The organism is Pantoea sp. EKM101V (genome assembly GCF_011800325.1).
Classification (GTDB): Bacteria; Pseudomonadota; Gammaproteobacteria; order Enterobacterales; family Enterobacteriaceae; genus Pantoea; species Pantoea anthophila.
Genome location: NZ_JAALFP010000001.1, coordinates 1 through 20,026 on the forward strand (window position 1 = coordinate 1; position 20,026 = coordinate 20,026).

Here is a 20,026-nt window from a genome sequence, read left to right on the forward strand (position 1 = left end):
CCGGAGCCCGGGGTCAAGGGGGCGCGGCGACTGGCGCCCCCTTGTCGGTCGCCTGCAGAGGCGAAGCTGAAACTGCCCGGTTTACCCGGCGAACGAAACCTTCTCATAGCACGTTCGCGCAGCGAACATCCCCCGGCAGCGTCACTCTTACCGGAAAGGCGGCTCATTAAACGTCCGCAGCTTCCGCGAATGCAGCTTGTCACCCTCGGCGCGCAGCAGTTCTACCGCGTGGATACCAATCTGCAGATGCTCCGAAATCGCGCCTTCATAGAAACGATTGGCCTGACCCGGCAGCTTGATTTCACCGTGCAGCGGCTTATCGGAGACGCAAAGCAGCGTGCCGTAAGGCACCCGGAACCGGTATCCCTGAGCGGCAATGGTGGCGCTCTCCATATCGACCGCCACCGCGCGGCTCAGGTTAAAACGCAGCGCCGACGCAGAGTAGCGCAGCTCCCAGTTGCGGTCATCCGTGGTCACCACGGTGCCGGTACGCAGCCGCTGTTTGACCTCTTCACCCGGCATGTTGCTCACCGCTTTGGTGGCGTCATACAGCGCACGCTGCACCTCGGCGATACTCGGCACCGGAATGTCAGGCGGCAGCACGCTGTCGAGCACGTGGTCGTCGCGCAGATAGGCGTGTGCCAGCACATAGTCGCCAATCCGCTGACTTTCGCGCAGACCGCCGCAGTGACCAATCATCAGCCAGGCGTGCGGGCGCATGACCGCCAGATGATCGCAGATGGTCTTCGCATTCGACGGGCCAACGCCGATGTTAATCAGCGTAATGCCGCGACGGTTGGGTGAGGTGAGATGCCAGGCGGGCATCTGATGTTTCTTCCACGCCAGATCGGAGAGCATCGCCTCGCTGTCGGCCGTGTCGGCCGTCAGCACCACGTCCCCGGCGCAGGCCAGGCTGTCATACGGTGTCTCCGGGTCGCGCACCTGCTCGATCGCCCAGCGGACAAACTCATCAACATAACGGGTGTAGTTGGTGAACAGCACAAACGGCTGGAAATGTTCCACGCTGGTGCCGGTGTAGTGGCGCAGACGGGCCAGCGAGAAATCGGTGCGCAGCGCGTCGAAGTGGGAGAGCGGAAACTGAGCGTCGGCGTGGAACAGCCCGTCGGTGGTCTCATCCCCAATCTGCGACAGCTCGGTGGTCGGGAAGTGGCGTGCGATTCCGGCGCTCATGGTGCGATCCAGTGAGAGATCGGAGCCGTCAATCACGTAGGGATAGGGGATCTCCTGGCGGGAAGGCACCACGTCAATCTCCAGCTCATACTCCTTCTCCAGCATAGCCAGCTGTTCCGCAATGTAGTGGCGCAGCAACGCCGGGCGGGTAATGGTGGTGCTGTAACTGCCGGTATGCGTAAAGCGTCCCCAGGCGCGCGTGCGATTCTGTTGCGGGCCGTCACCGCGCCAGGTGATGCGCAGCTCCGGGTAAACAAACAGTCCCTGCTCCCGGGCGTCGGCGTCGGGCAGCGTGCCGTTTTCGGTAAAGGTTTTAATCGCCGCACGCAGTGCATCGACCGCGCCACTGTAAAGGCGTTCAAGTTCATCCAGCGCCTGCTGGCTGGTCAGGTTTTTCCGTAATGTCGGCATGGTTTCTCCTTCCATTTTTTTCCGCAGTTTGCCCCAAGCTTAGCGGGTTTGTTGCAGAGATTGGTGAAGAATGTGTGATCGCCTTTTTTTTGCACGAACCCGGCGGAAAATCTGAGCAGCGTGGCCGGATGCGCCCGTGAGCGGCGCTGAAAGCTCATAAGAAAATCTTCACGATCCAGGCCGGGGTTTTGTTTACGCTGCCCGCATTATGAGGGCGAAAAGAGGGCAGGATGAGTACCCGCTGGCGCGCGCTGTGTGTTCGTAACGTCGGGGAAATAAACAGGATTGCTACAGCGGGCAGGGCGACGGGGCAGAAAATGCCGTGACAGCCCGAAAAAGTTTGTAACGATGATTAATTTGTCCCGGAAAGACTTTGCATATTTCTCTGCCCACTATCATCATTAGAACTCCTGTCCAGTCTCTTCTGATTTGGTAATCCTTTGCAAAATCCCGGCGTAGCAGTGATGCAGGCGATCAGGCGCACGGCGTGGTACCCGAAACGTCGCGCTTATCGCACGCTCTACTGGCGTGAAATATCGCCATTAGCAGTGCCTATCTTTTTCGAGAACGCCTGTGTGCTGTTGATGGGCGTACTGAGCACCTTCCTGGTCAGCTGGCTGGGCAAAGAGGCGATGGCGGGCGTGGGCCTGGCCGACAGCTTCAACATGGTGATCATCTCGTTCTTTGCCGCCATCGATCTCGGCACCACGGTGGTGGTGGCGTTCAGCCTGGCTAAACGCAACGGCAAGCGCGCCCGCGCCGCTACGCGTCAGTCGCTGGCCATGATGACGATACTCGCCTTCGTGCTGGTGATCGCCATCGAGTTCTGGGGGCATCTGATTATTGATGCGATTGCGGGATCGGCCGAACCCAAAGTCAAAGCGCTGGCGCTGAGCTACCTGCAGACATCCGCCTGGAGCTATCCGGCTGCCGCCATTACCCTGATTGGCAGCGGGGCGCTGCGCGGCGCAGGCAACACCAAAATTCCGATGCTGATTAACGGCGGCATGAATATCCTTAACATCATCATCAGTAGCGTGCTGATCTACGGCTGCTTCTCCTGGGACGGTTTAGGGTTTATCGGTGCCGGGCTGGGGCTGACCATTACCCGTTATATCGGGGCAATCGCCGTGATTTACGTGCTGATGATCGGCTTTAACGCCTCCCTGAAAATCACCCTGTCGAGCTATTTCCGGCGCTGGAACAGCAGCATCCTGATGGAAGTTTTAGGTATCGGCGTGCCTGCCAGCATCGAGTCGGTGCTGTTCAACGGCGGTAAACTGCTGACTCAGGTCTTTGTCGCCGGGATGGGCACCAGCGAGATTGCCGGTAACTTTATTGCCTTCTCGGTGGCGTCGCTGATCAACCTGCCGGGCAATGCGCTGGGGTCCGCTTCGACCATTATTACCGGCACCCGACTGGGTAAAAATCAGGTGTTTCAGGCGGAGCGCCAGGTGCGGCATGTTTTCTGGCTGGCGACGATCTGTCTGAGCGCGATAGCGCTGATGACGGTGCCGCTGGCCGGATTGCTGGCGCGCTTTTACACCAGCGATCCGGAGGTGATAAACGTGACGAAACACCTGCTCTGGCTCAACGCCCTGTTCATGCCGCTCTGGGCCGCCTCCTGGGTGTTGCCCGCCGGACTCAAGGGCGCACGCGATGCGCGTTACACCATGTACGTGTCGATGTTCAGTATGTGGGGCGCGCGCGTGGTCGCGGGCTATCTGCTCGGCATTGAACTGGGCATGGGCGTCACCGGCGTCTGGCTGGGGATGTTCCTCGACTGGACGGTGCGCGGCGTCTTCTTCTGGTGGCGACTCTACAGCGGTAAGTGGCTCGATCGCTATCGTCAGATGCTCGCCAGAATCGGCTAGCGGCCTGCTCACGCCTTCTCCGGTGCGGGGAAGGCGTGGCGCATTCCGGTCTGAAACACTTCCGCCGTCACATCTCCAGACTTTTACGCTACCGTTCAGGCAGTTACACAATGCGCGACGCGCCCGACCTGGCTATCGTCATTCGGATGCCCGGACCCGATAATCAGAAAGGTGATTCTATGAACCGTTTTAAAACGGCGCTGGCACTTTTGCCGCTGCTCTGTAGCCCGTCAGTATGGGCAACGACCTTTGTTTATGTTTCGAATGCGGAGTCGGGCACCGTCTCCCGCTATGCGCTTAATGAGGCCACTGGCAGCCTGCACTGGCGCGGCGAGACCCCCGCCGGGGGAAAGATTATGCCGCTGGCGGCCAGCCCGGATGGCCAGCACCTCTATGGCGCACTGCGCAGCCCGCCTTACGCCATCGTCAGCTGGCGCGTGACCCGTCCGCATGGCGACCTGCAGAGAATGGCGGTGACACCGGTCGCGGCCAGTTTTCCGTGGATCACCACCGACCGGCGCGGTCACTTTCTGCTGGCGGCCTCCTATGACAGCGATATCGTCACCAGCAACCGGATCGATAACCAGGGCAGAGTGACGGAGCAGGTCACGGGCGAGGTGAAGACCGGGCCGCACGCCCATTCTGTGATCACCGACGTCAGCAATCACGCCCTGTACGTCGGCAACCTGGGCACCGATCGGGTGCTGCAGTATGCCTTCAGTGACGATGGCGTCATCACCCCGCTGGGTAAAGGGTTCGTTCAGGGCGAGAAAAACAGCGGGGCGCGGCATTCGGTGATCTCACCGGATAATCGCTTTATCTACAACCTCGCGGAGATGAGCGGCACCATCACCCAGTTCCGGCGGGCGGCGGATGGCTCTCTGACGGCGCTGAAACGCTGGCCGAATGCGGTGGCGAAGCACTATAACCTGCAGCACGGCGAGCAGCGCCCGGCGGGCTACAGCGATCCCACGCCACGTATCTGGGCGGCAGACATTCAAATTACGCCGGACGGGCACTTTATCTATGTGACCGAGCGGACATCCAGCACCGTCAGCGGTTACCGGGTCGATAAAGCGTCTGGTGAGTTAACGCTGATCGGCAGCTGGCCGGTGGAAAAACAGCCGCGCAGTATCGCGATTGATGCACAGGGAAAATGGCTGATCGTCAGCGGAGAGAAAAGCGCAGTGACAGGCAGCTACGCCATCGACCCCGCCAGCGGCGAGCTGAAACGGGTGTCAGAAGCTCCCGCCGGTAAAGGGGCTAATTGGGTTACGCTCATCGCACAGTAAAGCGGCGCCATCCGGTGGCTGGCTGGCCGGGCAGGGCGCGTTATGCCAGTTCCGGCATAAGCAGTGCAGAAATTTTTGGTTCAGATCCGGCCGATAAGCAGGTTTACTCAGGGCATCAACTGATGCGGAGAGTCTGAGATGAAACAGAAACTGAAAGCCTGGTTTGAACAACTGCTGAGCGGCCCTGCGGCGGATGACGCCGGGCGCGATATTAACGTCGAACTGCTGCTGCCGCTGAGCCAGCTCTATGGGCTGGAATATTACCCGGCGGTGCATCGCTACCATGAAAAATAGCGGTTGTTCTCTTCCCGGTTAAAGGCCCGCTTACTGAGCGGGCCTTTTTGCGTTCTATAAGCGGCAATGACTTTCGCCCGCAACCCTGAGCGAGACAACATTTAATTCCCGCTCAATCCTCAGCGCTGTTACTTAAATCAGGCATCCTGCGTCGATATTCCTTCACAACCGCATCGGATTATATTCACATCGTTAACACTCGCAAAAACACCCTTTGTAAATAATGTCTCAGGTGCATTGAAAATTTGGCTTAAAGAATGTTTTTACACTGCCAGTTTTACTTTCGCCGTCATGAGGTTGTTATTTTAAGTCAATAAGGAACTTCTGATTATTAAGGTGTTAATCTGCACGCCTGTCCTTACACAAAACTTACAATTAGCGTTGTTAAACCTTCGATGAAAATGCCGCAGACAGGGATGTGGCTGGCTTTCGGAGCCAGTGTTTTTATGAGCAACGTCATGGCGGCGCCGGTCACGCCCGGCGACCTTGATGTTATTCAGAATCAGCAGCAGCAGCGTCTGCAACAGGATCAGCAGCAGCGCGATGCGTTAACGCAGTCACATCAGGTGGCACTGCCTCAAAGTAAGCCCGCGCAGGTCGGCGGTCCCTGCTTTGATATTCGCCAGATTATCCTGCAACAGGCCTCCTTAATCACGCAAGCGCAGCAGGCGAAACTCGTCGCGCCTTATATCAATCAGTGTCTGACGCTGGAACGCATTAACCAGCTGGTACGCGCAATATCGGACTGGTATGTCCAGCGCGGCTATATCACCAGCCGTGCTTTTCTGACGGAACAGAACCTCTCCCGCGGAGTGTTAACGATTACGGTGCTGGAAGGCAGGCTGGAAGAAATTCGTTTGCAGGGTGCCCCTTCACACCAGCTGAAAATGGCCTTTCCGGGCCTGGCCGGTCGCATTTTAAATTTGCGTGATATTGAACAGGGCATGGAGCAGATCAACCGCCTCCGCACAGAGCCGGTGCAGATTGAGATCATCCCGTCGACTCAGCCCGGCTACTCCATCGTTAATCTGACCAGTAAACCTGAATTTCCGCTGACGCTGGGTCTGAACATGGATAACAGCGGCCAGAGAAGCACCGGCGTCGGCCAGCTTTCCGCCTCGCTGGTGGGGAACGATCTTCTGGGGTTGGCCGACCGCTGGTTTGTGAGCGGCGGTCGCAGCAGTGCGTTCAGCGACTGGCGTGACGCGCAGAATTTTCAGGCGGGTGTCAGCGTGCCTTATGGCTACGGGCTGCTGGATTACAGCTACAGCTGGAGCAACTACCACAGCCGCTTCAACGCGAACAGCTTCGACTGGTACAGCAACGGCGATAACATCTCAAACCGTCTCAGCGGTTCATGGGTCCTGTTCCGCAATGGACAGATCAAAACCGGTGTTCAGGTCGGACTCAGCCACTATGTCAGCCATAACTGGCTGAATCAGACACTGCTTCAGAGCAGCAGCCGCAAAATCACCAGTCTGCAACTCGGCGTGAATCATACGCAAAAAGTGGCAGGCGGCGTGGCAACCTTTAATCCGATGCTGAGCCGCGGGATGCCGTGGTTCGATGCCGAAAGCGACAGCGGTAAACGCGACGATCTCCCCAAAGCGCAATTCCGCAAGTGGAGTGTCAGCAGCAGCTATCAGCGACCATTGACGCAGAAAATGTGGTGGCTCAGCAGCCTCTACGCCCAGTGGTCGCCCGATCGCCTCTATGGCAGCGAACGCCTGACGATAGGCGGTGAAAGCTCAGTTCGCGGCTACAAAGAGCAATACCTCTCCGGCGATGTCGGCGGTTACCTGCGCAACGAACTCAACTACACGCTGTTTACGCTGCCAGTGATTGGCGAAGTCAGCTCCACGCTGGCCGTGGATGGCGGATGGCTGCAGAGCGACAGACAGGATCGCTATGCCGCCGGCACGTTGTGGGGCAGTTCGCTGGGGCTGGGTACCCGCAACGCTCATGTCTCCACGCAGCTGTCGCTGGGCATTCCCGTCAGCTATCCCGACTACCTGGCGCCCGATCGCCTCAGCGTTTACGCACGTATTGGACTCGTTTTCTAAAAAAAGGCCCTGATTATGGATGATCAATTACCGATTTCACTGCCGCGTCGTCTGCTGAGCTATCTCATCTGCTCGCTGATTGCGTTTCAGCCTCTGCTGCCTGCTTTTTCAGCCGTGATTACGCCTGCGACGCCGGGAACGCAGGTAGATAGCGCCGGAAATGGCGTGCCGGTCATTAACATCGCGACACCCAATGCGTCGGGCCTGTCCCACAACCAGTACCAGAATTATAACGTCGGCCAGGAAGGGCTGATCCTGAACAACGCCACTGGCCGGCTGACGCAGACGCAGCTGGGTGGACTCATCCAGAACAACCCGAATCTGAAAGCGGGGCAGGAAGCCCGGGCAATCATCAATGAGGTAGTGGGGGCCAACCGCTCGCAGCTTCAGGGCTACACCGAAGTGGCGGGAAAAGCAGCCAACGTGATGGTCGCCAACCCCTACGGCATCACCTGTAACGGCTGCGGCTTTATCAATACGCCAGATGTGACGCTCACCACCGGTAAACCGCAGCTTGATGCGCAGGGAAATCTGCAGTCGCTGGAAGTGACGAAAGGCGCCATCACCATTGAGGGTAAAGGGCTGGATGGCAGCCAGGCCGACGCTGTCTCGATCATCGCGCGCGCAACAGAAATTAACGCGGACATTCATGCCAGAGATCTCAATGTCATGCTGGGCGCAAACCGGGTCGGTGCTGATGGCAGCCTGACACCTGTCGCGGGCGAAGGGGCTGCGCCGTCAGTCGCCGTGGATACCGGTGCGCTGGGCGGGATGTATGCAAACCGCATCCATCTTGTCTCCAGCGAAAACGGGGTCGGCGTTAATCTCGGCAACCTCAACGCCCGTCAGGGCGATATGGTGCTGGATGCGCAGGGGCGGCTGAGCATCAATAACAGCCTGACCAGCGGTAACCTGACGGCCAGAGGCAGCAGCATTGCGCTGCAGGGTGAGCATAAAGCGGGTGGCAACGTCGCACTGACTGCACAGCAGGAGATTGCCTTAACAGGCGCAAAACTCGGCAGCGACGCGTCGCTCGACCTTAACAGTCAGGGTCAGATAACGCTTAAAGGCAGCAGCCTGACCGCAGGCCAGAGCGCCCGTCTCAGCAGTGGCGCTCTGAGCATCGATAAAAACAGCAGCGGCAATGCGGCTGACCGGATGCAGCTTTCCGCCACCTCGCTGCTACAGAATGAGGGTCAGCTGACCGCAACTAAGCAACTGGATATCCAGGCCGCACAGGTGGTTAACCGTGGCAGCCTGACCAGCCACGGCGAGGCGAAGCTCCGCAGCAACAGCCTGCAGCAGCAGGGCATGCTGCTCTCTAAGGGCACCAACACGGTCGTCGTTGCCGGCAACCTGAGTAATAGCGGGGAGATCAGCGGCAGCAGTCTGAACGTTCAGGGCGACACCATCGATAACAGCGGCAGGCTGTTAAGCGCCAGTGATGCACTAATCACAGCGAACACTCTTCAGCAGCGCGGCACTCTTTCAGCCAGCAGAAAAAATCAGCTTAACTTGACCGGTGCGCTGAACAACAGCGGGGAGATCAGCGGCGGTAGCCTGAACGTTCAGGGCGACACGATTGACAACAGCGGCAGGCTGTTAAGCGCCGGTGACGCGCTGATCACAGCCAGTAACGTCAGGCAGCGCGGCATCCTGTCCGCCACTAACCGTAATCAGCTGAATGTTGCTTCAGAACTGAACAACAGTGGCGAACTAAGTGGCAGCAGTCTGGCGATTCACAGCGGTTCGCTGCTCAACAGCGGCAGCCTGCTGGGCAGTCAGGAGGCGGATATCACGTCCGGTAGCCTGCAGCAGGATGGGACGCTCTCCTCTCAGGGAAGGGTGCAGCTGAACGTGGCCGATTGGCTAAACAACAGCGGTGAGCTGAGCGCGGGCCGTCTTGATATCAACAGCGGTGCGCTGACGAACAAAGGAAAAGTCATCAGCAGCGGTGACACCACGCTGACGGCGAAACGTCTGGATCAGGACGGTGCACTCTCTGTACAGGGTAACGCAACGCTTAACCTCGCCGACGCGCTCAGTAACAGTGGCAACATCGTCAGTCAGCGGTTGCAGATTGACACTACGGCCCTGAAAAACAGTGGCGAAATGGTCAGCCAGGGCGATGCCGTGGTTAACGCCGACACGCTGCAGCAGAATGGCTCCATCACAGCTCGCGGTGACGCGCAGATGACCGCCCGTGGCTGGCTGGAAAATCAGGGAGCCATCAGCAGTCAGAACGCCCTTATCCTGAACAGCGCAGAGCTGCGTAATAGCGGGTCATTAACCGCGCCTGAACTGACGCTGAACGCCGCGCAAATCAGCAACGGCGGCCTGCTGCAGGGCAACAGATTACTCTCCATCAGGGCCACACAGCTGGATAATCTTGCTGCGGGCACAATCAGCTCCGACAACGATTTTACGCTTGGCCTGCCACAACTCAGTAACAGCGGACTGATCACCAGCGGCAAAACGTTGCTGCTGAGTGGTGACCAGCTGAACAACAGCGGCGAGATTAACGCCGCCAGCCTGAGCAGCACATTCAGACGCGTAAGTAATCAGCCGAGCGGAAAATTGCTGGCGGACGACCAGATCCGCCTGCAGGGTGATGCGCTGAACAATCAGGGGACAGTCGCTGCCGGCGCAGTGAACAGTGACGTCAGCCTGCTGGAAAACAGCGGCACGCTGCAGGGTAACAGGGCGCTCTCGCTGCAGGGCAGCGGGTTAACCAACAGCGGCACGCTGCTCAGCGCAGGGCAGCTGAGCGTGAAACAGCAGACCCTGGAAAACAGCGGCACGCTGCAGGGCAAACAGCTTACCGTTCAGACCAGCCGCTGGCAGAACAGCGGCAATGCGCTGAGCGAGACCGACGCCGATCTGCAAAGCAGTACGCTGGAGAATAGCGGTAAAATTCTGGGGCAGCAGGGCATCGGGCTGAAGGCTGACCACACTGACAACAGCGGCTGGCTGATGGCCCAGGTACTGACGCTGCGCGGTGACATGATTAACAGCGGTCTGCTGCAGGGTAATCGTCAGCTTTCACTGGCAGGCAGCCAGCTGGACAATCAGCAGGGAGGCCAGCTGCTCACGGATGGCACGCTCACCGGAAACGTGGCGACGCTGACTAACCACGGCGCCATTCAGGCCGATGAGATGGTGCTCAACGCCGATAGGGTGCAGAACGGCGGGAATGTCCGCGCCGGCAAAGCGTTAACCGCCGTGGTCAATGGTGCGCTGACTAACAGCGGCAGTCTGCTCAGCCAGCAGCAGATGAATCTGCAGGGCACAGCCATTGAGAACACGGGAACGCTGGCGGCGAATAACCTCAGCCTGCATTCACCTACCCTTAGCAACGCCGGGCTGCTGCAGGGCAACAGCAGCTTAACGCTCGATCATCAGCAACTCCATAACCTCCATGACGGCCAGTTGATCGCCGGGGGACCGCTGACCCTGACGCTCGATCAACTCGATAATGAGGGCCTGCTGCAGGTCAACGGGGCGCTGGCAATCAACAGCAACCGTCTCAGCAACAGCGGACGCCTGTTAAGCGATAACCTCGGTCTTCAGATTAGCGATTCGCTGAGTAACAGCAGCACAGGAGAGATCGTCAGCGCCAGCCAGGCCGATCTGCATGCGCAGACGCTCAGCAACAGCGGGCAGATTGCGGCGAAGCAGCTCAGCGCCAGCGGCAACACGCTGGAAAATAGCGGGCTGCTGCAGGGCGAGACGCTGCTGGATCTCCGGTTCGCCCAGCTCCACAACGGCAACGGTGGTCAACTGCTGAGCGGCGATCGGCTGGTTATCCAGGGTGGCAGCGCAGTCAATGATGGCAGCTGGCAGGGTCAGCAACTCGATTTCACACTGGACTCGCTCAGTAATCACGGCAGCATTACTGGCATTAATGCTTTGCAGGGGCATGTCGCCAGCGATCTGATTAACAGCGGCACGCTGGTCAGTCAGGGTGATAGCGATCTCAACGCCAGCACGCTGCGCAACAGTGGCAAAATCATGGCGAACCGGCTGGGGTTACAGGCTACCCGCCTGAACAATGACGGTCTGCTGCAGGGCAGCACGGCACTGACTGCACAGGCTGATAACCTCACACAATCGGCCGGTGGCAAAACGCTGAGCGGTGGAGCGCTGACGCTGAACGCGGGCCAGCTCACCACTCAGGGTGTGCTGCAGGGTGAGCAGGCAACGGTAAACGCGGACAACTGGCTGCATCAGGGATCGCTGCTGGGCAGCAAGGATCTGAGCGTCAGCATCAGCAACGAACTGCAGAACGCCGGCGCTTTACTGAGCCAGGGCAGGGCGCAGATCGCGGCCAACACGCTGAACAACAGCGGTTCACTGCTCGGTGAAGGGGCGATGACCCTGAACGGAGCCATCCTGAATAACCGCGGTTCGGTGCAGGGTAAAACCCTGACCATTACGCCCGCGAGCGTCATTAATCAGGGCAGCCTGATCGGCCTGCAGGCATTAACCTTTGCAGCGATGCCGCAGGTCAGCGGGCGGATGCTGCTCAGAGCACTGGCCGCGCCAGCACGCCAGTTAATGAATAACCACGGGGGATCGCTACTGACGCAGGGCACGCTGACCATCAACGGCGGAGATGTTGTGAATAACGGCAGCTGGCAGGGACAGCAGATCCTGCTGAATGCCCGGCAGCTGACCAATAATGGCGCGATCCAGAGTGCGGATGCGCTGCAGCTGATTCTGTCCGATCGCCTTGATGCGGGCGCAGGCAGTAAGATTTCGGCGAATGGTACGGCGGCGCTGCAGGCTCTGACGCTGGCCAATCAGGGCGAATGGATCGCCCGTAACCTGACGCTGCGGGGCGACACGTTAAACAATAACGGTGCCGTAACCGGTGTCGAGGCGCTGACGGTGGGCCTGAATGGCGCACTGACCCAGCAGCAGGATAAAACGCTGCTCAGCGCAGGCAGGTTAACGCTTCAGTCATCCTCGCTCAATAATGCCGGGCGCGTGCAGGGCGGCGACCTGCAGATCACCAGTGGTGCGGTGGATAACAACGGGCGCTTACAGGGTGACAGCAATCTGCTGATTAATGCCGGCGGACGCATTACCAATGGCGGCAGCGGCACCCTGATCACGCAAAATACCCTGACGCTGACCGGGCCGGAACTCTTCAACTCTGGCCTGATTCAGGGCAACGGCAACGGTGTGGCGACCCTAACCGGTTTAACGCAAAACGATGGCCGGTGGCTTTCGGGTGGTGCGCAGACACTGAATACGCCGCAGCTGAATAACAACGGCTGGTTACAGGCGTCGCAGCTGATTCTCAACGCGACCAATGCCAGCAACAACGGCACGCTGCTGGCCGACGGCCAGGGCACGCTGACCGGTAATGGCTTCAGCAACCAGGGCACAGCCCAGGGCGGCAATCTTGAGGTCAATTATCAGCAGGTCAACAACAGCGGAACGCTGCTGGGTAACAACCGGCTGAGCGTGATGGCTGCTCAGGTGGGCCAGCCGGGCAGCGGTCGCCTGTTCAGCGGTGGCGATCTGCTGGTTCACAGCAACGGCTTTGATCAGCGCGGTCAGGTGGTGGCGCTGGGTAACGCCACGCTGGACATCGCCAATGGCTTTACCGGTCGCGATGTGCTGGCGGCAGGCGGGCGACTCACCGTCAGCAGTAACGGCGCGATAGATAACCAGGGCACGATGCAGGGCGGGGCGCTGACGCTGAGTGCAGGCGGCGATCTCACCAATAATGGTCAGCTCACTACCGGTGCCGGTGACAGTGCGTTAAGCGGCAATCGCATCGCCATGAACGGGAATGGCACGCTGCAGGGCGGCGGTAACATCAACTTAGCCAGCCGCAGCGATATCACGCTGGACGGGTTCACCGGGACTGCTGGCAATCTGGTGCTCAGCGCACCAGGCAGTATCGTTAATACCGCGCTGCTCTATGCGGGCGGTAATCTCTCTCTGTTTGCTAACAGTATTCGTAACCAGCGTGCCGATATGCTGGCAGGCGGCAGTATGTGGCTTCAGGGTGACGCGGCGGGGAATGCCAACGGCGAAGTGATTAATACCTCCGGCACCATCGAAACGCAGAACGGCGATATCACGATTAATACGGGGCATCTGCTGAATACGCGGGATGGGTTGCGGACGTCGCAGACGGACACGAGTTCACCTTCACGGGCTGGTGTAGGTAACGCTACAATCAGAATTAATGTTAATGAGTTACCTGCCGGTTCTTATGGCTATTATACCGTTACTACTACAACTGAAAATGGTGGCGGGTGTGCTGGCGCTGATGGTGGCTGCTCTGTTCACACAACCACAAAAAGTTACTACGCGCCCTATGAGTCAGCGTTAATACAAAAGTTTGCACTTTCCAGTTCAACGATAGATGTCAGCAGTGACGGTGCAGCAGGACAGGTTTCATCCGGGCGCGACTTGCTGATCAGGGCTAATAGTCTGGATAACCAGGCGAGTAATCTACTAGCGAATCGTAACATCAGCCTTGATGGGGGCAATTTAAATAATCAGTCCTGGCAGGCTGGTGTGCAAAATAACTATGCGGTCTATAAATACAAAGGTAATAAACCCAAAAAAAGTGTAGGTGGGTCTAACACCGGTCCCTTTAAAAGTTCGGGCCAGTTAGGTACAGAAAGTAATTTTATTACCTATACCCTTGACGGCCAGGAGACGACTTTTACGCCTGGCCAGCTCTACCGCGCCGTTATTCAGGCAGGCGGTAACGTCTCTGCTAACTTCAGCGGCGATATCAGTAATACCAATACCACCGCAAATGCTGGCTGGAGTGGTAATACGCTTTCTGCTCCGGCCCTGCGCGGATTAACTGCCATAGGCACCGCTGGCGCGCAGTCTCACCAGCAATTGGCTAATGCTGATAAAGCCGCAATCAATACACCGCAATGGCGCGATCAATTGCAGAATGCGCTGCAGCAGGTCAATGGCGCAGGAGCGCTGGAGACGGCCTCACCTGGCAGCGCCTCGCTGACGCAGTACGCAACGGCAGGTAAAAACAACGCGCTCCTGGGCAAGGCCCTTAACCTGAATAACGCTGCTCAGGGATCTGCGACACTGCATAACTACAAGGCTGCTGAAGTTGATATCAGTGCCTATCCTTTACCTTCGGGCGAAAACGGCTACTTTGTCGCGTCAAAAGCCAATAGCCGCTACCTGATCACCGTTAACCCTAAACTCAACGGCCTCGGGCAGGTTAATCAGGGGCTGTTCAATGACCTGAATACACTCCTTGGCAAACAGCCCGCTACCACGCCAGTTCAGGAAACGCGTCCTCAATATACAGACGAGAAGGCTTTCCTTGGCTCCTCGTACATGCTCGACCGCCTTAACCTGAAGCCAGATTATGATTATCGCTTCCTTGGCGATGCGGCATTTGATACCCGCTATGTCAGCAACACGGTACTGAATCAGACCGGTAACCGCTATATCAATGGGCTGGGTTCCGACCTTGAGCAGATGCGCTATCTGATGGATAACGCTGCCGCCGCTCAGCAGTCAATGGGCCTGGAATTTGGTGTTTCACTCTCTGCAGAACAACTCGCTTCATTAGACAAGAGCATGCTCTGGTGGGAAGCCACCACGATCAACGGTGAAACGGTAATGGTGCCGAAGCTCTATCTGTCGACAAAAGATGTTGAAGTGCGTGATGGCAGTGTGATCGCCGGGAACAACGTGACGCTGAACGGCGGCAACGTCACCAACACCGGCAGTAGCGTGATGGCCAAAAACGATCTGACCATCGACAGCCAGAATACGCTCAGTAACCTCAACGCTGGTCTGCTCCATGCGGGTGGCGATCTGCAGCTCAGTGCGTTGAATGATATCAATAACGTCAGCGCAACCATCAGCGGTAAGAAGGTGGCACTGGAGAGTATTAACGGTGACATCAACAATCTGACTACGTCACAGCTCTGGCATCTGGATGCAGACAACGGCAAGGGAGCGAAGAAATCCTATACCGAAACGCTGACCGGGCCGACCGCGAGCATCACGTCACTGGATTCACTTAGCCTCAAGGCGGGCAATGATATTGCTGTCACCGGCGCGAACCTCAAAGCGGGTGGCGATCTGCTGCTGAACGCATGGAATGATATTGCCATCACCGGCAATCAGAACGTCACTGGCAGCGCGCAGTCCGGTTCCGGAAATCGCTGGCAAAAAGTTGATGCGACCAGCACTAAGACCGTCAATACCGTCGGCAGCCAGATTGCCGCAGGCGGCAACATGGCGATGCAGGCAGGCCACGATCTGACCGTTACTGCCAGCAGCATCAACGCCGGTAAAAACGCGGCGCTGGCAGCCGGTAATGATCTTAATCTCAACAGCGCGACCAGCAGCAAGAATGAGGTGAAGGGTAAACGTGAAACCCATTCAACCGGTCTGGATCGCACGACGCTGACCAGTGGCGGTGATTTAACACTCCAGGCCGGACGCGATCTCAATAGCCAGGCAGCAGGCATTGCTGCCGACAAAGACGTCGCCTTGCAGGCAGGGCGTGACATCAATCTGCTGGCGGCGGAAACCGGTTCTGGCAATAGCTATAAAGCCGGTAAGAAGGTTGAGATTAATGAGTCGGTACGCCAGCAGGGCACGGAAATTGCGAGTGGCGGGAGTACCAGGCTGCTGGCGGGTAATGACATCACAAGCCAGGCCGCAATAGTCACAGCCAATAAGGATCTGGCGCTGCAGGCTGGACATGACGTCAATATTACCACTGAGACGGAGAGCGATTATGCCTATCGCGAAGAGACCAAAACCAAAAAAGGTTTCCTGAAAAAGACGACTACGCACACCATTCAGGAAAACAGCGACACCCGTGAAAAGGCCTCACAACTGAGCGGCAACACCGTGTCTGTCATTGCTGGCAACGACCTGACCGTACAGGGCTCCTCTGTTGCCGGTGACAAAGGCGTCGCACTGAGTGCAGGCAATGACCTTAATATTGTTACTGCCACCAATACTGAATCTACCTACAGCCTGAAAGAGAAAAAGAAAAGCGGTCTGATGGGTGGTGGACTCGGTCTCAGTTATGGAAAACAGTCGGCTAAAAGCGAACGTAACGGCGACCAGGTCACGCAGAGCGATGCGCGAAGCCTGGTGGGTGCAGGCAACGGTGTGGTCAGCATGACGGCAGGTCACAACGCACTGATTAAGGGAAGCGACGTTGTTGCGGGCGGCCAGAATGGAGAAATCAGCGTGACGGCGAAAAACATCGCTGTCGTGGCGGGTCAGGATCAGGTGCGCGAAACCGCGAAGCAAACGTCGAAAAGCAGCGGTTTCGGATTGAGTCTTAATCTCACGCCGCTGGACACCATTCGCAATCTGCGCGACATCATGAATAACACCAGTTCAGTGTACGAGCAGGTGAAGCAGGTCGGCAATGAGTTGGGCGCCAGCACGCTGGATTCTCCGGCACCGGGACTGACCTATGGCCGTTCAGGCAGCAAAGTCAGCCAGAACAGCGAGAGCACCTTTCAGAGTGGCAGCACGCTCAATACCACCGGAAATTTGCTACTGAAGGCACGCGGCGATTCAGATACGCATACCGGCAATATTCTGGTGGAGGGCAGCAACCTTAACGCTGGTGGCAGAGCCTCACTGGACGCTACGCGTAATATCAACATCACCACCGCCTCTGACAGCCAGAAGGCTGCAACCAATAGTAGTAGCAAGAGCTGGTCAGCAACAACATCAGCCTCACTTGGTGCGCTGGCACGCAGCGGCGGTGGGTCGCCGAACAATGGTTCGGCAGGGACTAATTACGGCTCGAAAAACAACCAGATGAGCGGCGACAGCAGCATGCTCGCGCAACACACTTCCGCGATAACCGCTGGCAGTGTTGACATCACCAGTCATAAAGGTGACATCGCCATCAGCGGTTCAACCCTGACCGGCACCACTGGCGTCTCGCTTAACGCGGAGCAGGGTAAGATCAGCGTCGTAGCAGGCGAAGACCGCCAGCAGGCATCGGCCTCTGGATCTGACCACGCTATAGGCGATCTGGGCGGCGACGGTTACAGCGGAACGGTTGGTGTGGGTCATAACAGCTGGAAAAACGCCAGCACGGGTACGCAGCAGAACACCGTGCGCAGCGGTATCGTCAGTACGCTGGGTAACGTTTCGATTAATGCAGGCAAAGAGGTAAACCTGCAGGGGGCAGACGTTTATGCAGGCAATTCGCTGAGCGTTAACGGTGAGAATATCCACCTTGATCCTTCAAAAGATACGCACGAAGGCAGTAGCAGCAGCAAATCCTCACAGTATGGCATCACCGCGCAGGTCTCCGGCTACGGCGTGAGCATGGCACAGGCGGCAGACAAGATGGCTCAGTCGCACAAACAAAGTGACGATCCTCGCCTGCAGGCTATTTATGCGGCGCAGGCGGCCATGACTGCGCTGTCGGCTTACAACCAGAACACCGCAGCCGTCAAAGTCACAGTGAGCGCCACCGCGGGCAGCAGCCATCAGTCCGTGGAACAGAAAAGCACGCTGCAGAGCGGAAGCGTGCTCAAGGCAGGCGGCGACTTAGCGGTCACGGCGAAACAGGACATCACCGGTGAGGGGGTAAAAATCAGTGGAGATAACGTCTCGCTGAATGCGGGTCGCGATATCGCCCTGAAAAGCGCCGAGGATAGCAGCAGCCAGCAATCAAGCAGCGGTGGCAGCAAATACGGTGTCGGTGTTGGCTTCGGCCTTGGCGGTAGCCAGAACGGCTTCTCCATTGAGCTGGCGGCCAGCCAGAACAGCGCAAACGGAAACGGTAGCAGCATTACTCACCACAATAGCGAAGTCTCCGCTGCGGGTGATCTCACGGTCAAAGCGGGTCAGGACGTCACGCTGAACGGAGCAAACCTTAACGGTAATCACGTTGACCTCACTGCGGGCCGCAATCTGGACATTGCCAGTCAGCAGGATCGTGCAACCTACGACAGCCATCAGAGCTCTTCCGGCTTCAGCGCAAGTATCTGTATACCTCCTATCTGTGCGGGCGTACCGGTGCAGGGCAGTGCCAGCATGAGTGGAAGCAATATATACAATGATTTTGATTCTGTGCGACAGCAGAGCGGGATCAGCGCGGGTGATGGTGGCTACAATATTTATGTCGGCAACCATACCCAACTTGATGGTGCGATTATCGCCTCATCCGCAACGCCGGACAAAAATCATCTCAGCACCGGGACGCTTGGCTGGACGGATATTGAAAACCACGCCAATACGGGCGGTAACGGCTTTAGCGTAGCTGTCAGCGGCAGCATGGGAAAAAACACTGCCCATACCTCTGACAGTTCAATAAACAACGCATCGAAATCGGGTCAGTCTCAGTCGGCGGGCGGCAACTCATTGCCTGTGGGCACGCTGCAGCAGACGAAAGACCTTGCCAGTTCAATTACTTATAGCGCTATCTCGCCGGGAACGATTGAAATCCGCAATCCGGATGCGCAAAAGCAGGATGTGTCACAAATCAGCCGCGACACCGCTGCGGCAGAGAATGTGCTGAAAGATAAGTTTGATGTGCAAAAAGCAGAAGGCAGCCTTGCCATCCAGCGTGAAATGGCCGTACTTGGCCAGCAGGCGATTCAGCAGACCTTTGATGCACTGAAGAAGCAGGAGAAAGAACAGGAGAGAAACAAGCTTAAAAACGATGCCGCGTTCAATAAGCTTTCAGAAGCGGATCAGAAAAAAGCGCTTGAGAAAATCGATCAGAATGTTGAAGAGAAGTATGGTATCGGGTCGGACCTGCAGATTGCTGCGCAGGCTATCAGCGGGCTGTTTGCCGGGCTTGCTGGCGGTAACGTCAGCGGCGCGGTGGCGGCAGGTGCAGCCCCCCTGCTGGCGCAGATGGTCAAACAGGTCTCGCAGGGTAACGAGCCTGTGCGCGTGCTATTGCATACGCTGGCGTCAGGGCTGATTGCGAAAGCACAGGGAGGCAGTGTCATTGGCGGTGTGGCGGGTGGACTGACGGCAGGGATGCTAAGCTATGACGACGCGCTTAGTCACCTGCTATACGGCAAGAATGCTTCAGAACTGTCCGCCGATGACAAGATGCTGATTGCAAACATTGTAACGCTGGCAGGCGCAACAGCAGGCGGTACGGTTGATGGCAGCGCTGGTGTGGGTAGCGGTGCGTTTGCTGGCAGAACTGAGGTTGAGAATAACTATCTTAGCAGCAAACAGATAGATGCCTGGTCTGCTGAAATGAAGTCCTGTCAGGCCAGCGGCGGTGACTGTGATGGCATCATCAGAAAGTATGAGGAACTGAGTACTTCCCAGCAACAGCAGCTTATCAGTGACTGTGCGGCCAATCCTGCGACCTGTCAGCAGAAATATGGTGATGTGCTGGCTGATAGCATGGCAGTGAAGCATGCGCTGGATAAAGCACTGGGTCAGGACATTCCGGCTAAGATGGCTTATGATCTTACTGCAACATGGATGCATCAGATCCAGGCCGATGGAGTTATTTCAACCAACAAAGTCTCGGAAGCTCTTCAGAAAGAATATGGTCTGGATGCGATTCAGGCTGATATTGTAGCGGGTGCGGCGGCAGCGGCGTTTGGGGGGATTAGTAAGGTCACCAAGCCTAATTACACCTTAAACAAAGAAGGTGCCATGCTTGGTATAAATGGCCCAAAAGTTCCAAGCAAGACATTGTGGATGGGAAAAGGCAAAGAGAGGATTGATGTTGAGAACCCAGCACCAGGAAAGAGAGCGGGTCAAATACATTATCAGGATAATAGTAACAACAAGTACTATTATGACCCTGTCACGCAAAGTTTCCCTGATGCACCTAAAAGTGTGAATGATAAGTTGAAAGATTCGGCTTTCAAAAATGCTATAGATAAAGGTATGACTAAATATCTGGGGGAAAAATGAT

6 protein-coding genes are annotated in these 20,026 nt (G+C 57.2%); 5 read left to right on the forward strand and 1 reads right to left on the reverse strand.

The features are described from left to right. Positions 1-147 precede the first annotated feature (147 nt). Positions 148-1,602: an AMP nucleosidase gene (locus HFD92_RS00005; RefSeq protein ID WP_046102104.1), complete on the reverse strand. Its 1,455-nt coding sequence runs from the start codon at positions 1,600-1,602 to the stop codon at positions 148-150. A gap of 464 nt (positions 1,603-2,066) precedes the next feature. Here HFD92_RS00005 and HFD92_RS00010 point away from each other — a divergent pair, with 464 nt between their 5' ends. From HFD92_RS00010 to HFD92_RS00030, 5 genes are all read left to right on the forward strand, one after another. Further along, on the forward strand, positions 2,067-3,476 hold the full coding sequence (locus HFD92_RS00010; RefSeq protein ID WP_167428060.1) for an EmmdR/YeeO family multidrug/toxin efflux MATE transporter: 1,410 nt from the start codon (positions 2,067-2,069) through the stop codon (positions 3,474-3,476). Positions 3,477-3,655: 179 nt separating this feature from the next. Continuing rightward, the gene (locus HFD92_RS00015; RefSeq protein WP_167428061.1) at positions 3,656-4,768 is read left to right on the forward strand and encodes a beta-propeller fold lactonase family protein; all 1,113 of its coding nucleotides are present in this window, start codon (positions 3,656-3,658) and stop codon (positions 4,766-4,768) included. A 138-nt stretch (positions 4,769-4,906) separates the two neighbouring features. Next, on the forward strand, positions 4,907-5,062 hold the full coding sequence (locus HFD92_RS00020) for a hypothetical protein (RefSeq protein ID WP_009089509.1): 156 nt from the start codon (positions 4,907-4,909) through the stop codon (positions 5,060-5,062). A gap of 395 nt (positions 5,063-5,457) precedes the next feature. Then, entirely contained in the window at positions 5,458-7,125 is a 1,668-nt protein-coding gene (locus tag HFD92_RS00025) for a ShlB/FhaC/HecB family hemolysin secretion/activation protein (protein ID WP_167428062.1), read from the forward strand. 15 nt (positions 7,126-7,140) lie between these two features. Then, positions 7,141-20,025 carry a hemagglutinin repeat-containing protein gene (locus HFD92_RS00030; RefSeq protein ID WP_255461674.1) on the forward strand — a complete coding sequence of 4,295 codons (12,885 nt, stop codon included), beginning with the start codon at positions 7,141-7,143 and terminating at the stop codon, positions 20,023-20,025. Position 20,026 lies beyond the last annotated feature (1 nt).

Coding starts and splice junctions, on each gene's coding strand:
- HFD92_RS00005 (WP_046102104.1), bottom strand. CDS start 1,602: ATGCCGACATTACGGAAAAACCTGACCAGCCAGCAGGCGCTGGATGAA.
- HFD92_RS00010 (WP_167428060.1), top strand. CDS start 2,067: ATGCAGGCGATCAGGCGCACGGCGTGGTACCCGAAACGTCGCGCTTAT.
- HFD92_RS00015 (WP_167428061.1), top strand. CDS start 3,656: ATGAACCGTTTTAAAACGGCGCTGGCACTTTTGCCGCTGCTCTGTAGC.
- HFD92_RS00020 (WP_009089509.1), top strand. CDS start 4,907: ATGAAACAGAAACTGAAAGCCTGGTTTGAACAACTGCTGAGCGGCCCT.
- HFD92_RS00025 (WP_167428062.1), top strand. CDS start 5,458: ATGAAAATGCCGCAGACAGGGATGTGGCTGGCTTTCGGAGCCAGTGTT.
- HFD92_RS00030 (WP_255461674.1), top strand. CDS start 7,141: ATGGATGATCAATTACCGATTTCACTGCCGCGTCGTCTGCTGAGCTAT.